This is a genomic window from Lysinibacillus sp. FSL W7-1291, assembly GCF_038593415.1.
Taxonomy (GTDB): Bacteria; Bacillota; Bacilli; order Bacillales_A; family Planococcaceae; genus Lysinibacillus; species Lysinibacillus fusiformis_D.
Genome location: NZ_CP151994.1, coordinates 3,144,523 through 3,158,404, shown reverse-complemented (window position 1 = coordinate 3,158,404; position 13,882 = coordinate 3,144,523). Strand labels below are relative to the sequence as shown.

The window sequence follows — 13,882 nt, the reverse complement described above, 5'->3', positions numbered from 1 at the left end:
AATATATTAAGGCGCTGGGTTCTCACCCTACTTTCGAGAAGCTGTTAAACGGTCTGCCGCTTCCATTATTTGTGCTCATAATCATCCAAGTGGTGTGCCAACACCTAGTACGGAGGATATTGAGGTAACGAAGCGAATTGTTGAAGCCGGTTATATTATCGGTATTGAATTAATTGATCATGTGATCATTGGTGATCATCAATTTATTAGCATGAAAGAAAAAGGGTATTTTTAACTCTGCATGAAGCATGCAGAGTTTTTTTATGTTGAGCCAGCAAATGCTTTTTATACAGAAAGTTAAACATCTTCGTTAGGCAGCTATAAAATTTTTGTATTTTTTTGTGGTTTATTGGCGAACCTTTTTCATTACAAATCGTTAATGTATTCATAGAAACGCTATTATCTTCACAAAAATTGGTAGCCTGATACACGTTGTCTTATGAGAATAAAAATTATATGCTAATCTATACGTACTATTTTTAGTTTAAGAGGGAATTAAAATAGTATCTTTTCTGTGAGATGTAGTATGTGACACTACAAATTCTTGCGCTTTTCCGTTATAATGAACGGTATGAATTTTATCTTTATTCAGGAAGGACTCCCATCGAAATTGGTGGTGAGGTGAATGAGTGTGTAATTTTTTCGAGGTGTCAATCACCAACTGATGAAGATAAAAGCTTTGACAGGTGTGATAGGCTTTGAGAGGAGTCAATTGTGTTTTTTACACAATTAAAGTTCCTGCACATTGTCGTCAAAGATAATGGATATCAACGAAAGTATGGCTTATATAGAAAGGGAGTACACAATTTGTTTGGACTAGGAAGCAAAGATGTCGGGATTGACCTCGGCACAGCGAATACATTAGTGTTTATTAAAGGAAAGGGGATCGTTTTACGTGAACCTTCAGTTGTAGCAAAAAATACAAAAACAGGAGATATCGTTGCCGTTGGTAATGATGCGAAAAATATGATTGGTCGTACACCTGGCTCAATCGTAGCAATTCGTCCAATGAAAGATGGCGTTATTGCTGACTTCGATATTACAACAGCAATGATCGAATATTACTTAAAAGAGGCATGTAAAAACTCTGGAGGCAACTGGAAAAAACCGAATGTGATGATTTGTGTGCCTTATGGCATTACATCAGTGGAGCAACGTGCGGTTATTGATGCAGCACGACAAGCGGGTGCAAAAGAGGCGTTCACAATTGAAGAGCCATTTGCAGCAGCAATCGGTTCAAATCTTCCTGTATGGGATCCTACTGGCTCAATGGTTGTTGATATCGGTGGTGGTACAACAGAAGTTGCCGTTATTTCTTTAGGTGGTATTGTAACGAGTGAATCCGTACGTGTTGGTGGGGATGCGATGGATCAATCCATCATTTCGTATATTCGTAAAACATATAATTTAACAATTGGTGAACGTACTGCAGAAGCTGTGAAAATGGAAATTGGTACGGCATTGGCAGAAGGTCCAGAGAATAAAATGGATATTCGAGGACGTGACCTATTAACTGGTTTACCAAAAACAATCGAAATTTCTTCACAGGAAATTTCTGAATCATTGCGTGAAGCGGTTGCCTCTATTATTGACGGCGTTCGCAAAACATTAGAACAAACCCCTCCTGAATTATCTGCTGACGTAATGGAACGTGGTATTGTATTAACTGGTGGTGGTGCGCTATTAACAAACTTAGACAAAGTTATTAGCCAAGAAACAAACATGCCAGTCTTTATCGCAGAAGATCCGTTAGACTGTGTAGCAATTGGCACAGGTAAAGCATTAGATCATATCGACTTAATTCGTCAACAACAAGTAAAAGGGTAAGGAGGTTGAGGCAATGCCACACTTTTTCTTCAATAAGAAAGTAATTTTGCTGCTCGTAGGTATGGTTTTTCTTGTGGCATTGATTAGCTTCTCATTACGTGATCGGACGAATGCAACTTTACCAGAGCAAATTATTAAAGATACTGTCGGCGTCGCACAATCGATTGTTGCGAAGCCGGCGAATTATATTAATGGTATTTTTAATAGTATTGACTCCCTCTTAAACACGTACGAAGAAAATAAACGTTTAAAAGCACGCTTAGAAGATTTTGCAGTTGTACAAGCTGAAGCTACGGATTTAAAATCAGAGAATAACAAGCTACGAGAGCTATTGGATAAAACCGAGAGCTTGAAGGCATTTAATCCAATTCATGCAACAGTGATTGCTAGAAATCCAGACCAGTGGGAAGAGAAAATCATTTTAGATAAAGGGTCTTCTCATGGTGTCCAAAAAAATATGGCAGTTATGACGGCGAAAGGTTTAGTAGGGAAAATTATACTAGTAACACCTTTCACATCTGAGGTAGAGCTTTTATATACAAATAATCCAAACTATCGTGTTTCTGCGATGGTATTAGGAGAAAAAGAAGCATACGGTTTAATCGAGGGCTTTGATGAAGAACGTAATAAACTCATTATGAAGCGAATCGATTCTAGCTTAACGGTGAAAGAAGGCGAGCAAGTAGTTTCTTCAGGGCTTGGTGGTATTTTCCCAAAAGGTGTCCCAATCGGAGAAATTACAGAAGTTAGTACAGATGATCATGGCTTAACAAAAATGGCTTATGTCAAACCATCTGCTGATTTTTCAATTTTAGAACATGTTGTCATTGCTAAACGTACATCAACAGTTATTGATGGCTCAGACGGCAATACAACAAATGAAGATTTATCGAATCCGCAAGAGGCGAGTGAAGAGGAGGCGGAATGATGGTTCGATTTCTCATCCCCTCTGTAGCGGTTTTACTATTCTTATTAGAGCCAGAATTTGCTATGCTTTCCCCGATTGAAATTAAAGGGGAAGTCTATTTTCTGGTACCACGTTTTTTAATCTTATATTTAATTTTTATATCCATCTATTACAGCCGTAAACGTGCGGTAATGTATGGAGTTTTTTTTGGTGTCTTGTATGATGTGTTTTACATTGATATTATTGGATTATATTCAGTGCTTTATCCACTTATATGTTTTTTAGCAGGCTCTATCGTGAAAGTTATCCATCAGCACTTAGTTGTGACAACGACAATTTCAGTTGTACTAGTAGCCATTTTAGAATTCATACTATATCAATTTTTCTTCCTAATTGATTTTACAGCAATACCTTTAGCGGATTTCTTACGTTCACGACTACTACCAACAATTATTGCTAATGCTTTATTTTTAATGATTCTTGGTTGGGCCTTCAAATATCTAATTAATGCGCGTGTCTTACAGAGAGCACGTGAAGTTTCTTAATAAAGAACAACGTGAGGTGAGGCATTCATGAAAAAACAGTTAGTTAATATGAAGGGAACGAAGGACGGTTTTGTACTACGTCTAGACGATCAATGTTCGTATAGCGAGTTAGTAGAAGAATTGAAGAAGAAAGTGTTAGAAGGCGGTATCGATGGTAAAGTAGATGTACAATTATACTTAGGCTATCGATACTGTACTGATGAACAAATGAATGAGCTGATAAAAATTGTAGAAGAAACGGAGCAACTTATTGTATCTAAGGTGCAAAGTGAAGTACTGACTGTCCAAGAAAGCAACCAGAAAATGATTGAAGGTCAACAAGATACATATATTGGTGTGGTCAGATCAGGACAAGTTCTGCGTTCATCAGGGGACATTATCATTGTAGGCCATGTAAATCCAAACGGTCGAGTAGAGGCTGGCGGTAATGTATATGTCCTAGGTAGACTAAAAGGAATTGCACATGCGGGTGTGCATGGCAATAAAGAAGCAATCATTGCAGCATCTCGATTTGAAGCCACACATATCATGATTGCTGATCAAGTTCAGGCAATGTCAGATGAACATGTAAACGCGATCAATCAGGCAGAAATGACTTGTGCATTTCTTGGCTATGATGGACGCATTACGTACGATCAAATTCATGCCTTAAAAAATATACGACCATTGTTAAATGTGTCTAAGGGAGGAAGCTAGTGTGGGAGAAGCGATCGTCATAACTTCAGGTAAGGGCGGTGTCGGTAAAACAACGACAACGGCTAACCTTGGGACTGCATTGGCTCTACAAGGTAAAAAAATATGTTTAGTTGATACAGATATCGGCCTACGCAATTTAGATGTCATTTTAGGTCTCGAAAATCGTATTATTTATGACCTAGTTGATGTGGTGGAAGGACGCTGTAAAATCCATCAAGCATTAATTAAGGATAAGCGCGTAGATGAGAAACTATTTTTATTACCTGCTGCTCAAACAACGGATAAAAACGCTGTTACCCCTGAGCAAATGAAGAGCTTAGTAGAGGAATTGAAAAGGGATTATGATTATGTATTAATCGATTGCCCTGCCGGTATTGAACAAGGCTATCGTAATGCTGTCGCTGGTGCAGATCATGCGATTGTTGTGACAACACCTGAAATCTCCGCTGTTCGTGATGCAGATCGTATCATTGGTTTACTTGAACAAGAAGAGATTACAGCACCTAAACTCATCATTAATCGTATTCGACAGCATATGATGAAGAGCGGTGATACATTGGATGTCAATGAAATTACTACACATCTTTCTATTGATCTATTAGGCATTATTGTCGATAGTGAGGGTGTCATCTCATCTTCCAATAAAGGTGAACCAATCGTCATGGACCCATCAAATAAAGCATCATTGGGCTATCGCAATATTGCCCGTCGTATTCTTGGTGAGTCCGTGCCATTGATGGCTATTCAAAATGAGCAAAGAGGTATGTTTTCAAAACTTAAGGCTCTATTTTCAAAATAAATGACAACCTTTTCGTACAAATGTACGAGAAGGTTTTTTCTTGTGCATGTTTGGACATGCAATCTCATATAGTGTGGAAAAAAGGATGAGAGCTTGTTTAAAAAATGGAAATGGTTCGTCACGATACTACTTGTGGCAGCAATCATGCTTGTAATTCGTTTAGAAGATCAAGGCGTAGTAGATACACCCGTTCGAAAGCTTGTAACAACCTCTGCAGATTTAACCTATTTAAGTGAGCTCGGACAAAGTTGGTTCGAAAAAGAAAAAGAGACCATCATGGTATCAAGTGATGTAGGGCAGGCCGATCTTCTAACATTTGCTAATGCCCAAGTTTTTAAAGAAGGTTATTTATTGCAGTATGATGTTGGTTTACCGATCTATGCTGGGCAGAATGGGTTGGTGGTTTTTACTGGTCATACAAAGTATACGGGCAAGACTATGACAATCAGCTATGAGGACGGGACAACGGTATCTTATGGTATGTTAGATAGTTTAGCGCAGCTCCCTTATACATCGATTCAAGCTAATGATTTAATTGGTATGAAAGAAGCTGGTCAATTATATATGTCCATTGAAAAGGGAGATACTCATTATGATTTAGAGCAAATTGTACAATGGCTTGAATCGACGGAGACCAATGAGGATTAAATTACATCTTCTATGTATCCCTCTGGTATTTGTCATGATTTTTAGTGGACAATTAGCTTATTACGCCATCATTTTATTTTCTTTGCTGTGGCACGAGGCAGGTCATTTAGTAGCAGCAGTATTGTGCGGAGTGAAGGTGAAATCATGCGTTATTACACCATATGGGGGAGAAATTCAATTTGAAAATCCAGCGGTTGTGCAAGCTTCGTCACTCCTATGGATTGCATTAGGAGGACCAATCGCTACCATTATTGGGATTGGCCTCGCTTTTTTTATGCCTGATCTGCTCGCCACTAAGCTAATAACTGTACAATTAGTGTTACTGGCTGTAAATATTGTGCCCATCATACCGTTAGATGGTGGCAGGCTAGTATTAGCCTGGCTATTTTTAAGTTATCCAAGAGCTCAAGTGGTGGAAATGTATTATTGGTTGTCTTTCATCATTGCCACTACACTATTACTAGTCACTTTCAAGTTCTTGCCACAGTCTATTTTTTTAGCCATCATTAATTTATTCATTTGGCTGCAAGCATTGAAAGAATGGCGCTATCGAAAATATAGAGTTGCTTTTGAAAAATATGTTATGAATAGATTGACTTAAAAAAAAACGTATGGTAATATTTTAATGTTATTGTTTGTAGCACCCGTGCTACTACAACCGCTCTGGAAAGGTTTAAGTATCTAATAAGATCACCTTTTAAAACAGGCGAGTCTGAGTCTAAGAGGAGGTGCAGTAAAATGTACGCAATTATTGAAACTGGTGGTAAACAAATCAAAGTAGAAGCTGGTCAAGAAATCTATGTTGAGAAATTAGGCGTAGAAGCTGATGAGGTTGTTACTTTTGATAAAGTATTATTCGTAGGTGGCGAAAACGTTAAAGTTGGCGCTCCATTCGTAGAAGGCGCTACAGTAACAGCTAAAGTTGTTAAAGAAGGCCGTGCGAAAAAAATCGTTGTTTTCAAATTGAAAGCTAAAAAGAACTACCGTCGTAAACAAGGTCACCGTCAACCTTACACAAAATTAGTTGTTGAAGCAATCAACGCTTAATTGTGAGGTGTAGCGAATGATACAAGTTACGATTCATCACAATGAAAATAGACATGTGTCAGCATTTGAATTTTCAGGACATGCTGGGTACGATGAATCTGGTAAAGATTTAGTGTGTGCAGGAGCATCTACTATTGCCATTGGTACAGTAAATGCTATTTATGCATTATTACAAATTCAACCAGAAGTCGAACAAGCTGCTGAAGGTGGAGGCTATCTTAAGGTAGATTTACCATCAGATTTAGAGCCTGAAGTAGATGCAAAACTACAGTTAATTGTTCAAGTAATGACTGCCCAAGTGTATTCTATGGTGCAAAATTACGGACAATACATCCAAATCAACTACAACCAAGTAGGAGGTGGAACTCGATGAAATTATTATTAGCATTAGATCTTCAACTTTTCGCATCGAAAAAAGGGGTAGGTTCTACTAAAAACGGACGTGACTCTGAGTCTAAACGACTTGGTGCTAAACGTGCTGATGGCCAATTCGTAACTGGTGGTTCAATTCTTTACCGTCAACGCGGTACAAAAATTTACCCAGGTACAAACGTAGGTCGTGGTGGTGACGATACACTATTTGCTAAAGTTGACGGCGTTGTTAAATTCGAACGCTTAGGTCGCGATCGCAAACAAGTATCTGTATATCCAACTACACAAGAAGCTTAATCTTTTATAAGATAACATAAAGCGGAGGACTGCATTTATTGCAGTCCTTTTTTTGGCTAAATTTCAACAATGCCGATTCTGGTCTCAATTAAGCTGAGGCATAATTGATTAAAGAATTAAGGGAAAAATAGAGCAAAACTTGTTATACTAGTAAGGATAACTTTATTGGAGTGAATGGGATGAACAATCAATCACTAACCATTAGTGAAGTATTACGTTTTGCAAATCATGATTATGTGAATCAACTGCAACTGATTCGCATGAATTTAGATTTAGGTAGAATTGATGAATCAAAGAAACTTATTCAACATTATTCAGAACAATTACGCGTGTTTTCTATCCTCAATCGACTACAATTACCACAAACAATTGAGTGGCTACAAACAGCAGGATGGCGTTATCCATCACTAGCATGGAAGCTAAGCGGTGAGATAAAAAAGCCAGTGACCAACAATATTGATCGGGAAGTTGTAGATTATTTAAACAAAACAGTTATGCATGTTTATGATACATTAGATCCATTTACAGAGCAGATCCTAACGCTTGATGTACGTGTTGACGATCATACATTTGCCGTGACATTCACGCTAAATGGGTTATGGAGTGCTGATGCATTCACCGAAAAAGGTTTGAAACAATTCGACATTCAAACAATTGAGCAGACAACTACGCGCTGGCAATATGTCTTGAGTGCAAATAGGGAGTGAACTAAATGTTTGTCGATCACGTAAAGATTTTTGTTAAAGGTGGCGACGGTGGAGATGGTATGGTTGCCTTCCGTCGAGAAAAATATGTACCAAATGGTGGTCCAGCTGGTGGAGATGGTGGACATGGCGGTAACGTCGTATTTGAAGTAGAAGAAGGCTTACGAACGTTAATGGATTTCCGCTATAAACGTCATTTTAAAGCGCCTCGTGGTGAACATGGGATGAGTAAAGGCATGCATGGTAAAAATGCAGAGGATTTAATCGTTAAAGTTCCACCAGGCACAGTGGTTATGAATGAAGAAACAAATGCAGTTATTGCCGACTTAGTGGAGCATGGGCAAAGAGCCATTATTGCGAAAGCTGGCCGAGGTGGACGAGGAAATTCTCGTTTTGCCACTCCTGCCAACCCAGCGCCAGAACTTTCTGAAAAAGGTGAGCCAGGACAAGAATTAAATGTTATATTAGAGTTAAAAGTTTTAGCAGATGTAGGATTAGTTGGTTTCCCAAGTGTTGGTAAATCAACGCTTTTATCAGTGGTTTCTGCTGCTAAGCCAAAAATTGGTGCATATCATTTTACGACAATTGTACCGAACTTAGGCATGATTGAAACGGAAGATCACCGAAGCTTTGCGATGGCAGATTTACCTGGGCTTATTGAAGGGGCACATGAAGGGGTAGGATTAGGCCATCAATTTTTACGACATATTGAACGTACACGCGTTATTGTCCATGTTATTGATATGTCAGGAATGGAAGGTCGCGATCCATATGAAGATTATTTAACAATCAATGAAGAGCTAAAACAATATAATCTTCGTTTAACAGAGCGCCCACAAATAATTGTAGCCAATAAAATGGATATGCCAGATGCAGAAGAAAACTTAGCAGCATTCCGCCAAAAGGTAGGAGAAGATGTTCAAATTTTCCCAATTTCTGCTGTTTCACGTCAAGGGTTAAAAGAGCTGTTGTTTGCCATTGCGGATCTACTGGAAGTAACGCCTGAATTCCCACTATATGAAGATGTAGAGGAGCAATCAGACGCAACTGTCATGTACAAGCATGAGGCAAAAGGTGAAGATTTCGAAATCACTCGTGACGATGATGGTACATTTATTATTAATGGTTATGCCATTGAGCGTTTATTTAAAATGACGGACTTTAGCCGTGAAGATGGTATTCGTCGTTTTGCTCGTCAATTGCGTGCAATGGGTGTGGATGAGGCTCTGCGTCAACGTGGAGCACAAGATGGCGATACAGTACGCCTACAAGAGTTTGAATTTGAATTTGTCGATTAAGACATGAGTTTTAGGGGGAAGCGTATGAAGAATGTTGCGAATCAGCGATATTATTTAGTTCGTGAGGATGTTTTAACGGATGCAATGCAAAAAACTTTGGAAGCGAAACACTTACTATCAAGTGGTTCAGTATCTTCCATTTGGGATGCGGTAAAGCAGGTGGATTTATCGCGAAGTGCGTTTTACAAATATCGTGATGCGGTTTTTCCTTTTCATTCAATTGTGCAGGAACGCATTTTAACAGTCTTTTTACAGCTTCAAGATAGAAAAGGAACACTTGCTAAGCTTTTAGAAACTGTGACAATTACACATTGTAATGTATTGACAATTCATCAAACGATTCCGATTCAGGGACGTGCCAATGTTACTTTATCATTAGATGTAACAAGCATGACCTGTGATCTTGATGACCTCATTCAGCAATTAAAGCGCTTAGATTTTGTAGAATCAGCAGAAGTAATTAGTTCTGGAGCATTATAATAACAGTACAGTGTTCAATCCTTTAATTTTTGACAAAAATGAATTATCGTGTTTAATAAGACTGCTAGGTCAGAATGCGATAACAAGCTCAAATAAGGAGCTGTCCCAACAGTGAGAAATCTCGCGGGACTGCTCCTTATTGTGCCATAAAGGAGGTATTTGCAATGACAAAGCAACAATGGGAAAATAGAATCGCCTATTTAGGACCAGAAGCATCATTTACATATTTAGCAACAAAGGCTACTTTTCCAAATGAGTGGCTTGTACCGTGTGCGACGATTCCAGAATGTATAGAGGCTGTCGCGGAGGGAAAGGTGGATTTAGCCGTCGTTCCGCTAGAAAATGCCTTAGAGGGCTCTGTAACATTAACATTAGATTATTTATTCCATGAGGCAACACTCTATGTGACAGGTGAATTATTGCTAAAAATCCAGCAGCATTTAATGGTGAATAAAGCGCAAAAGGATCATTGGCAGTCTATCGCAGGTGTTTATTCCCACCCACATGCACTAGCTCAATGTCATAAATACTTATTTTATCGTTTCAGTCATGTGCCATTACATCAAACAACTTCCACAGCGGCAGCAGCGAAATATGTATCAGAAAATCCACAAGAATGTATAGCCGCAGTAGGCAATGCAGCAGCAGCCGAAAAATATGGTCTTGACATAGTTGAATCGAATATCCATGATTTCCATTTTAACCATACACGTTTCTTTGTACTGTCCAAGCAAAATAAACGATTGCCGCAAGAGCTATCTGAAGGGCAAGCTAAGACAACGTTTATGATTACATTGCCAACGGATCGTTCAGGGGCATTGCATCAGGTGCTTTCTGTTTTTGCATGGCGTCAACTGAATTTAAGTAAAATTGAATCACGTCCACTTAAAACGGGCTTAGGTGATTATTTCTTTATGATTGATGTATTAGCAGATGAAAAAGAACCGATGATGCGTGGCGCCATGGAAGAATTAGCTGCACTAGGCTGTAAGGTAAAATCTTTGGGTACTTACTTCACTTATGTTACATCAGACGAGGCAGAATAGCTGTAGGGAGGAATGGTAATGGCAGGCATCATTTTATTTGATGGTATCTGTAATTTTTGTGATAGCACTGTTCAATTTATTATCAAACACGATGAAGCTGGCTATTTTCAATTTGCGTCACTTCAAAGTGATATCGGCCAAGCATTGCTCAATCAGTACAATATACCAAAGAATATAGATAGTGTGATTCTGATTGAACAAGGGAACGTCTCGCTGGAATCTACCGCAGCATTAAACATATGCAGGAAATTGGATGGACTGTGGCCTTGCTTCTATGCCTTGATTCTTGTTCCCCCCATTATCCGTAATGCGCTGTATCGATTATTTGCTAAACAACGCTATCGTTTATTTGGTCAAAAAAGTGAATGCTTATTGCCCACACCTTCTCAACGGCAACGATTTCTTTCCTAGTAGCGCACGGGTTTATAATATCCGCAGAGAGTGGAAAAATACTTTCGCTCAGGATCAAAATACTCGCGAAGAGAAAAGAAATACCGTCGCTCAAGCGTCCAATCAGAAGCATAACATTTGCAATCAAAACAGAAAGCACCGTATGAAAAAGGATATCATACGGTGCTTTTGCTATTTATTGATCTGACACTAAGTAGCTCTTTTTTTGTAAGGCTTGTTCAATTAAAGTTAAAACTTCAACAGAGGGTGCAGAGATGACATGCAGATGAATGCCACCAGTAAGGGCGGATAAATAATTAGCCTGTGTGGCATTGACACGTTCGATAAACTGTTTCACCTCATGGCGATTTGATACCATAATGGAGGCAGTGAGTTCACCATATATTGGATGTTCTACAATAACATTTTTGACAGTACCACCACAATCGACAATGGTCATTAATTCATCCTCTGTTTGCTCTGAGGTATGCAAGCAAGGGAACGTACGTTCAACGGTTTGCTGTAATTGTTCCTGATGCATATAAAGATAGCCCTGGCTTGTGGCAATAATGGGCTCATTTCTTGCCTTTAATAGAGTCATATCATTGACGATAACTTGTCTAGAAACATTGGCGAACTTAGCCAAGTCTGTCCCAGTTATAGGTGCTTTACTGTTTTTTAATTGCGCTAAAAGTTGCAGTCGGCGTTCTTCGCCTAACATTTTTTTCATAAGAGTTCACCTCTGCTCATAATAAAGGAATCAGCATTCCTTATGTTTTAGTGTACCATGAAGCATTTCTAACTTGCTGAAATTTTTGTATCCAAATGAAACATTGAACATATGATACGTAGAGAGGAAGGGAGGAAAAAATTGCGTATTCATATTGTTCAAAAGGGAGACACCTTGTGGAAGATTGCGAAAGAGTACGGCATTTCGTTTGAAGATTTGAAGCGGCTCAATGTCCATCTTGCCAACCCAGATTATATTGTTCCAGGTATGGAAATTATATTGCCTGAAAAAATAAACAAAGAGCCGCATAGAGAATCACATAAAGAAATGCCGAAAAAGGAAACACAAGTGCATAAGGAGGCACCGAAGGAAAGTCCTAAAAAAGAGGTACAGCGACCGATGCCACCACCGCCGCCTATTGTACCGCCACCACCAGCTCCTATGCCAATGCCAGAACCACAAATGATTCCGATTCCAATACCGATGCCAATGCCTATGCAAATGCCACAACAACCGATGTGGGTACCGCAGCCTGTGGAAATGAATTGGCACCAACAATTGGTGATGCCACAAATGGAGCAAAATGTTACAACACCACCTGTACAAATACAGCCACCACCACCGCCAGCACCTACACCACCACCTGTAGCTCAACCGAAGCCAATGCCACAACCAGCGCCACAGCCACCGATGCATATCATGCCACAAATGCCTGCTGTCCCACATTGCTCAAGTTGTCATCAACCGATCTATCATCAAATGTGGTGGCCGATGATGCCAATGCAACCTCAGGTCGAGCATTATACGATGCCACAACAGCCAATGTCTTGTGACATGCCAGATCATAAAGTAGGTGGGATGGAAGACTTTTTAGAGTCTACATCACCATTCTTCCATACACAGGATCAGCAAATGAAGCCACAAATGGATATGAATATGGGTCAATCTTGTGGCTGTGGTACACAGCCAATGATGATGCCTGATATGAACATGGGTCAATCCTGTGGCTGTCATCAACAACCAATGATGATGCCTACATGGCAAATGGATCCTTGTCATTGTCCGCCACCACCATGTCCGACACATTGTCCACCGCCGTGCCCACCAGCAGGGGGACAATGGATGTCACCGCACTATTTCCCAGGCGGGATGACGCCTTATCGATGGTGAAAAAGCGTATATTGTAGAAGAGTTAAAGTCAAACATTTGGAAATATAAGTATGAATCGAATCATTATTTTGTCAAACGAGCGAAGCAAGTGGAAATTGCAGAGAAGGTGAGAGCAATTCATCGCCAGTTAGGACGCATGGAGCCTTCTCTAATCTTACCATTGGTCCAGAGTGATGATGAGCAGTTAATTGTGCAAGTATGGCAAGAAGGAAGCCATGGTGCTAACTTTGCATATAAAAAAGATCGTGAAGAATCTCTTAAATTATTAATAGCTTTACATGATACACATAAAAAAATAGCTTGGCAGCGAATGCCAGGCTTGCATACCTACTCGCAGCTTTTAAAATGGCAAATGCGTCATATGCGTTTTAAAAGTAGAAGAAATGAGTTTCGAGCTTTTTTAACAAAAGAAGAAATCGATCAAATTGTGCATTATAGTGATAAATCTTTACAACTGATTGCATTAGAGGATGCGCCTGAAAAAGAAATCACACTATTACATGGGGATGTGGTTCATCATAATTTTTTATGGTGCTCTGATGGCCAATTACGTTTAATTGATTTTGATTTAGCACATCTTGGCGAAGCAGATGATGAATATATTTTATGGTTGCATCGTGTATTACCTGCTGTTGATTATGATCTTGGGAAAATTTTTGCCGAATTACCTGAGCTGAAACGACTGGATAAAAGAAAGCTCCATCGTTTGAAATATCCGAATGAGCTATTACGAGAATGGCTTTTTGCAGTGGATTTACCACTAGAGCAACAGCTAGTATTTTTAGATTATTTAGTGCCATTCACAAAACGAGCCCTCACCTATTGGCCAAAACTGTGGTACGATATTGATAGATTTGTTAAAAAATGACCGTCATTTGGCGGTCATTTTTGTTTGGCAACAGCGCTTTTGCCACTACTTTTTGTCG

Annotated in this window: 18 protein-coding genes, 1 pseudogene and 1 other annotated feature; of the genes and pseudogenes, 18 read left to right on the top strand and 1 reads right to left on the bottom strand. The window is 39.3% G+C overall.

All coding sequences use genetic code 11. From position 1 onward, the window contains the following. Window positions 1-31: 31 nt before the first annotated feature. The 16 genes and pseudogenes from NST76_RS15320 to NST76_RS15245 all read left to right on the top strand — a co-directional run. A pseudogene (locus NST76_RS15320) lies at window positions 32-235 on the top strand (JAB domain-containing protein); the annotation flags it as partial. 572 nt (window positions 236-807) lie between these two features. Beyond that, a complete protein-coding gene (locus tag NST76_RS15315; protein WP_058844000.1) occupies window positions 808-1,827 on the top strand; it encodes a rod shape-determining protein in 1,020 nt (339 codons plus the stop codon). A gap of 13 nt (window positions 1,828-1,840) precedes the next feature. After that, complete coding sequence (gene mreC / locus NST76_RS15310) at window positions 1,841-2,755, top strand: rod shape-determining protein MreC (protein ID WP_036124096.1); 915 nt, start codon at window positions 1,841-1,843, stop codon at window positions 2,753-2,755. Beyond that, the gene (gene mreD, locus NST76_RS15305; protein ID WP_080717089.1) at window positions 2,755-3,279 is read left to right on the top strand and encodes a rod shape-determining protein MreD; all 525 of its coding nucleotides are present in this window, start codon (window positions 2,755-2,757) and stop codon (window positions 3,277-3,279) included. Before mreC ends, mreD begins: the two co-directional genes overlap by 1 nt. Window positions 3,280-3,306: 27 nt before the next feature. After that, window positions 3,307-3,975: a septum site-determining protein MinC gene (minC, locus tag NST76_RS15300; RefSeq protein WP_058843996.1), complete on the top strand. Its 669-nt coding sequence runs from the start codon at window positions 3,307-3,309 to the stop codon at window positions 3,973-3,975. 1 nt (window position 3,976) lies between these two features. Further along, window positions 3,977-4,774, top strand: coding sequence for a septum site-determining protein MinD (minD, locus tag NST76_RS15295; RefSeq protein WP_036124107.1), 798 nt, complete (start codon window positions 3,977-3,979; stop codon window positions 4,772-4,774). A gap of 93 nt (window positions 4,775-4,867) precedes the next feature. After that, on the top strand, window positions 4,868-5,422 hold the full coding sequence (locus NST76_RS15290; RefSeq protein ID WP_036124111.1) for a peptidoglycan DD-metalloendopeptidase family protein: 555 nt from the start codon (window positions 4,868-4,870) through the stop codon (window positions 5,420-5,422). Beyond that, window positions 5,412-6,023, top strand: coding sequence for a stage IV sporulation protein FB (locus NST76_RS15285; protein ID WP_036124114.1), 612 nt, complete (start codon window positions 5,412-5,414; stop codon window positions 6,021-6,023). Before NST76_RS15290 ends, NST76_RS15285 begins: the two co-directional genes overlap by 11 nt. A gap of 45 nt (window positions 6,024-6,068) precedes the next feature. Then, window positions 6,069-6,146: a sequence feature (ribosomal protein L21 leader region), on the top strand. 14 nt (window positions 6,147-6,160) lie between these two features. Continuing rightward, on the top strand, window positions 6,161-6,469 hold the full coding sequence (gene rplU, locus NST76_RS15280) for a 50S ribosomal protein L21 (protein ID WP_036124117.1): 309 nt from the start codon (window positions 6,161-6,163) through the stop codon (window positions 6,467-6,469). Between the two features lie 16 nt (window positions 6,470-6,485). Beyond that, window positions 6,486-6,842: a ribosomal-processing cysteine protease Prp gene (locus NST76_RS15275; protein ID WP_036124121.1), complete on the top strand. Its 357-nt coding sequence runs from the start codon at window positions 6,486-6,488 to the stop codon at window positions 6,840-6,842. Beyond that, the gene (rpmA, locus tag NST76_RS15270) at window positions 6,839-7,138 is read left to right on the top strand and encodes a 50S ribosomal protein L27 (protein ID WP_016991892.1); all 300 of its coding nucleotides are present in this window, start codon (window positions 6,839-6,841) and stop codon (window positions 7,136-7,138) included. Before NST76_RS15275 ends, rpmA begins: the two co-directional genes overlap by 4 nt. 179 nt (window positions 7,139-7,317) lie before the next feature. Next, window positions 7,318-7,845, top strand: coding sequence for a Spo0B domain-containing protein (locus tag NST76_RS15265; protein ID WP_036124127.1), 528 nt, complete (start codon window positions 7,318-7,320; stop codon window positions 7,843-7,845). Window positions 7,846-7,850: 5 nt separating this feature from the next. Continuing rightward, window positions 7,851-9,140, top strand: a complete 1,290-nt coding sequence (gene obgE / locus NST76_RS15260) for a GTPase ObgE (RefSeq protein ID WP_036124130.1) — start codon at window positions 7,851-7,853, stop codon at window positions 9,138-9,140. A 24-nt stretch (window positions 9,141-9,164) separates the two neighbouring features. Continuing rightward, window positions 9,165-9,620: an ACT domain-containing protein gene (locus NST76_RS15255; protein WP_004226679.1), complete on the top strand. Its 456-nt coding sequence runs from the start codon at window positions 9,165-9,167 to the stop codon at window positions 9,618-9,620. 164 nt (window positions 9,621-9,784) lie between these two features. Further along, entirely contained in the window at window positions 9,785-10,666 is an 882-nt protein-coding gene (gene pheA, locus NST76_RS15250; RefSeq protein ID WP_036124134.1) for a prephenate dehydratase, read from the top strand. 18 nt (window positions 10,667-10,684) lie between these two features. Beyond that, window positions 10,685-11,077: a DCC1-like thiol-disulfide oxidoreductase family protein gene (locus tag NST76_RS15245; protein WP_036124137.1), complete on the top strand. Its 393-nt coding sequence runs from the start codon at window positions 10,685-10,687 to the stop codon at window positions 11,075-11,077. Between the two features lie 175 nt (window positions 11,078-11,252). On the opposite strand, the gene NST76_RS15240 is transcribed toward NST76_RS15245, so the two are convergent. Beyond that, window positions 11,253-11,786 carry a transcription repressor NadR gene (locus NST76_RS15240; protein ID WP_089934703.1) on the bottom strand — a complete coding sequence of 178 codons (534 nt, stop codon included), beginning with the start codon at window positions 11,784-11,786 and terminating at the stop codon, window positions 11,253-11,255. Between the two features lie 141 nt (window positions 11,787-11,927). On the opposite strand from NST76_RS15240, the gene NST76_RS15235 reads away from it, so the two are divergent. After that, entirely contained in the window at window positions 11,928-12,956 is a 1,029-nt protein-coding gene (locus NST76_RS15235) for a LysM domain-containing protein (protein WP_036124142.1), read from the top strand. After that, a complete protein-coding gene (locus NST76_RS15230) occupies window positions 12,946-13,824 on the top strand; it encodes a phosphotransferase (protein WP_334312335.1) in 879 nt (292 codons plus the stop codon). The genes NST76_RS15235 and NST76_RS15230 overlap by 11 nt, the downstream gene beginning before the upstream one ends. The last annotated feature ends 58 nt before the right edge of the window (window positions 13,825-13,882 follow it).

Excerpts from the sequence above, each read along its gene's own strand:
- mreC (WP_036124096.1), top strand. The coding sequence starts at position 1,841 with ATGCCACACTTTTTCTTCAATAAGAAAGTAATTTTGCTGCTCGTAGGT.
- mreD (WP_080717089.1), top strand. The coding sequence starts at position 2,755 with ATGGTTCGATTTCTCATCCCCTCTGTAGCGGTTTTACTATTCTTATTA.
- minC (WP_058843996.1), top strand. The coding sequence starts at position 3,307 with ATGAAAAAACAGTTAGTTAATATGAAGGGAACGAAGGACGGTTTTGTA.
- NST76_RS15285 (WP_036124114.1), top strand. The coding sequence starts at position 5,412 with ATGAGGATTAAATTACATCTTCTATGTATCCCTCTGGTATTTGTCATG.
- rplU (WP_036124117.1), top strand. The coding sequence starts at position 6,161 with ATGTACGCAATTATTGAAACTGGTGGTAAACAAATCAAAGTAGAAGCT.
- NST76_RS15275 (WP_036124121.1), top strand. The coding sequence starts at position 6,486 with ATGATACAAGTTACGATTCATCACAATGAAAATAGACATGTGTCAGCA.
- rpmA (WP_016991892.1), top strand. The coding sequence starts at position 6,839 with ATGAAATTATTATTAGCATTAGATCTTCAACTTTTCGCATCGAAAAAA.
- NST76_RS15265 (WP_036124127.1), top strand. The coding sequence starts at position 7,318 with ATGAACAATCAATCACTAACCATTAGTGAAGTATTACGTTTTGCAAAT.
- obgE (WP_036124130.1), top strand. The coding sequence starts at position 7,851 with ATGTTTGTCGATCACGTAAAGATTTTTGTTAAAGGTGGCGACGGTGGA.
- NST76_RS15255 (WP_004226679.1), top strand. The coding sequence starts at position 9,165 with ATGAAGAATGTTGCGAATCAGCGATATTATTTAGTTCGTGAGGATGTT.
- pheA (WP_036124134.1), top strand. The coding sequence starts at position 9,785 with ATGACAAAGCAACAATGGGAAAATAGAATCGCCTATTTAGGACCAGAA.
- NST76_RS15245 (WP_036124137.1), top strand. The coding sequence starts at position 10,685 with ATGGCAGGCATCATTTTATTTGATGGTATCTGTAATTTTTGTGATAGC.
- NST76_RS15240 (WP_089934703.1), bottom strand. The coding sequence starts at position 11,786 with ATGAAAAAAATGTTAGGCGAAGAACGCCGACTGCAACTTTTAGCGCAA.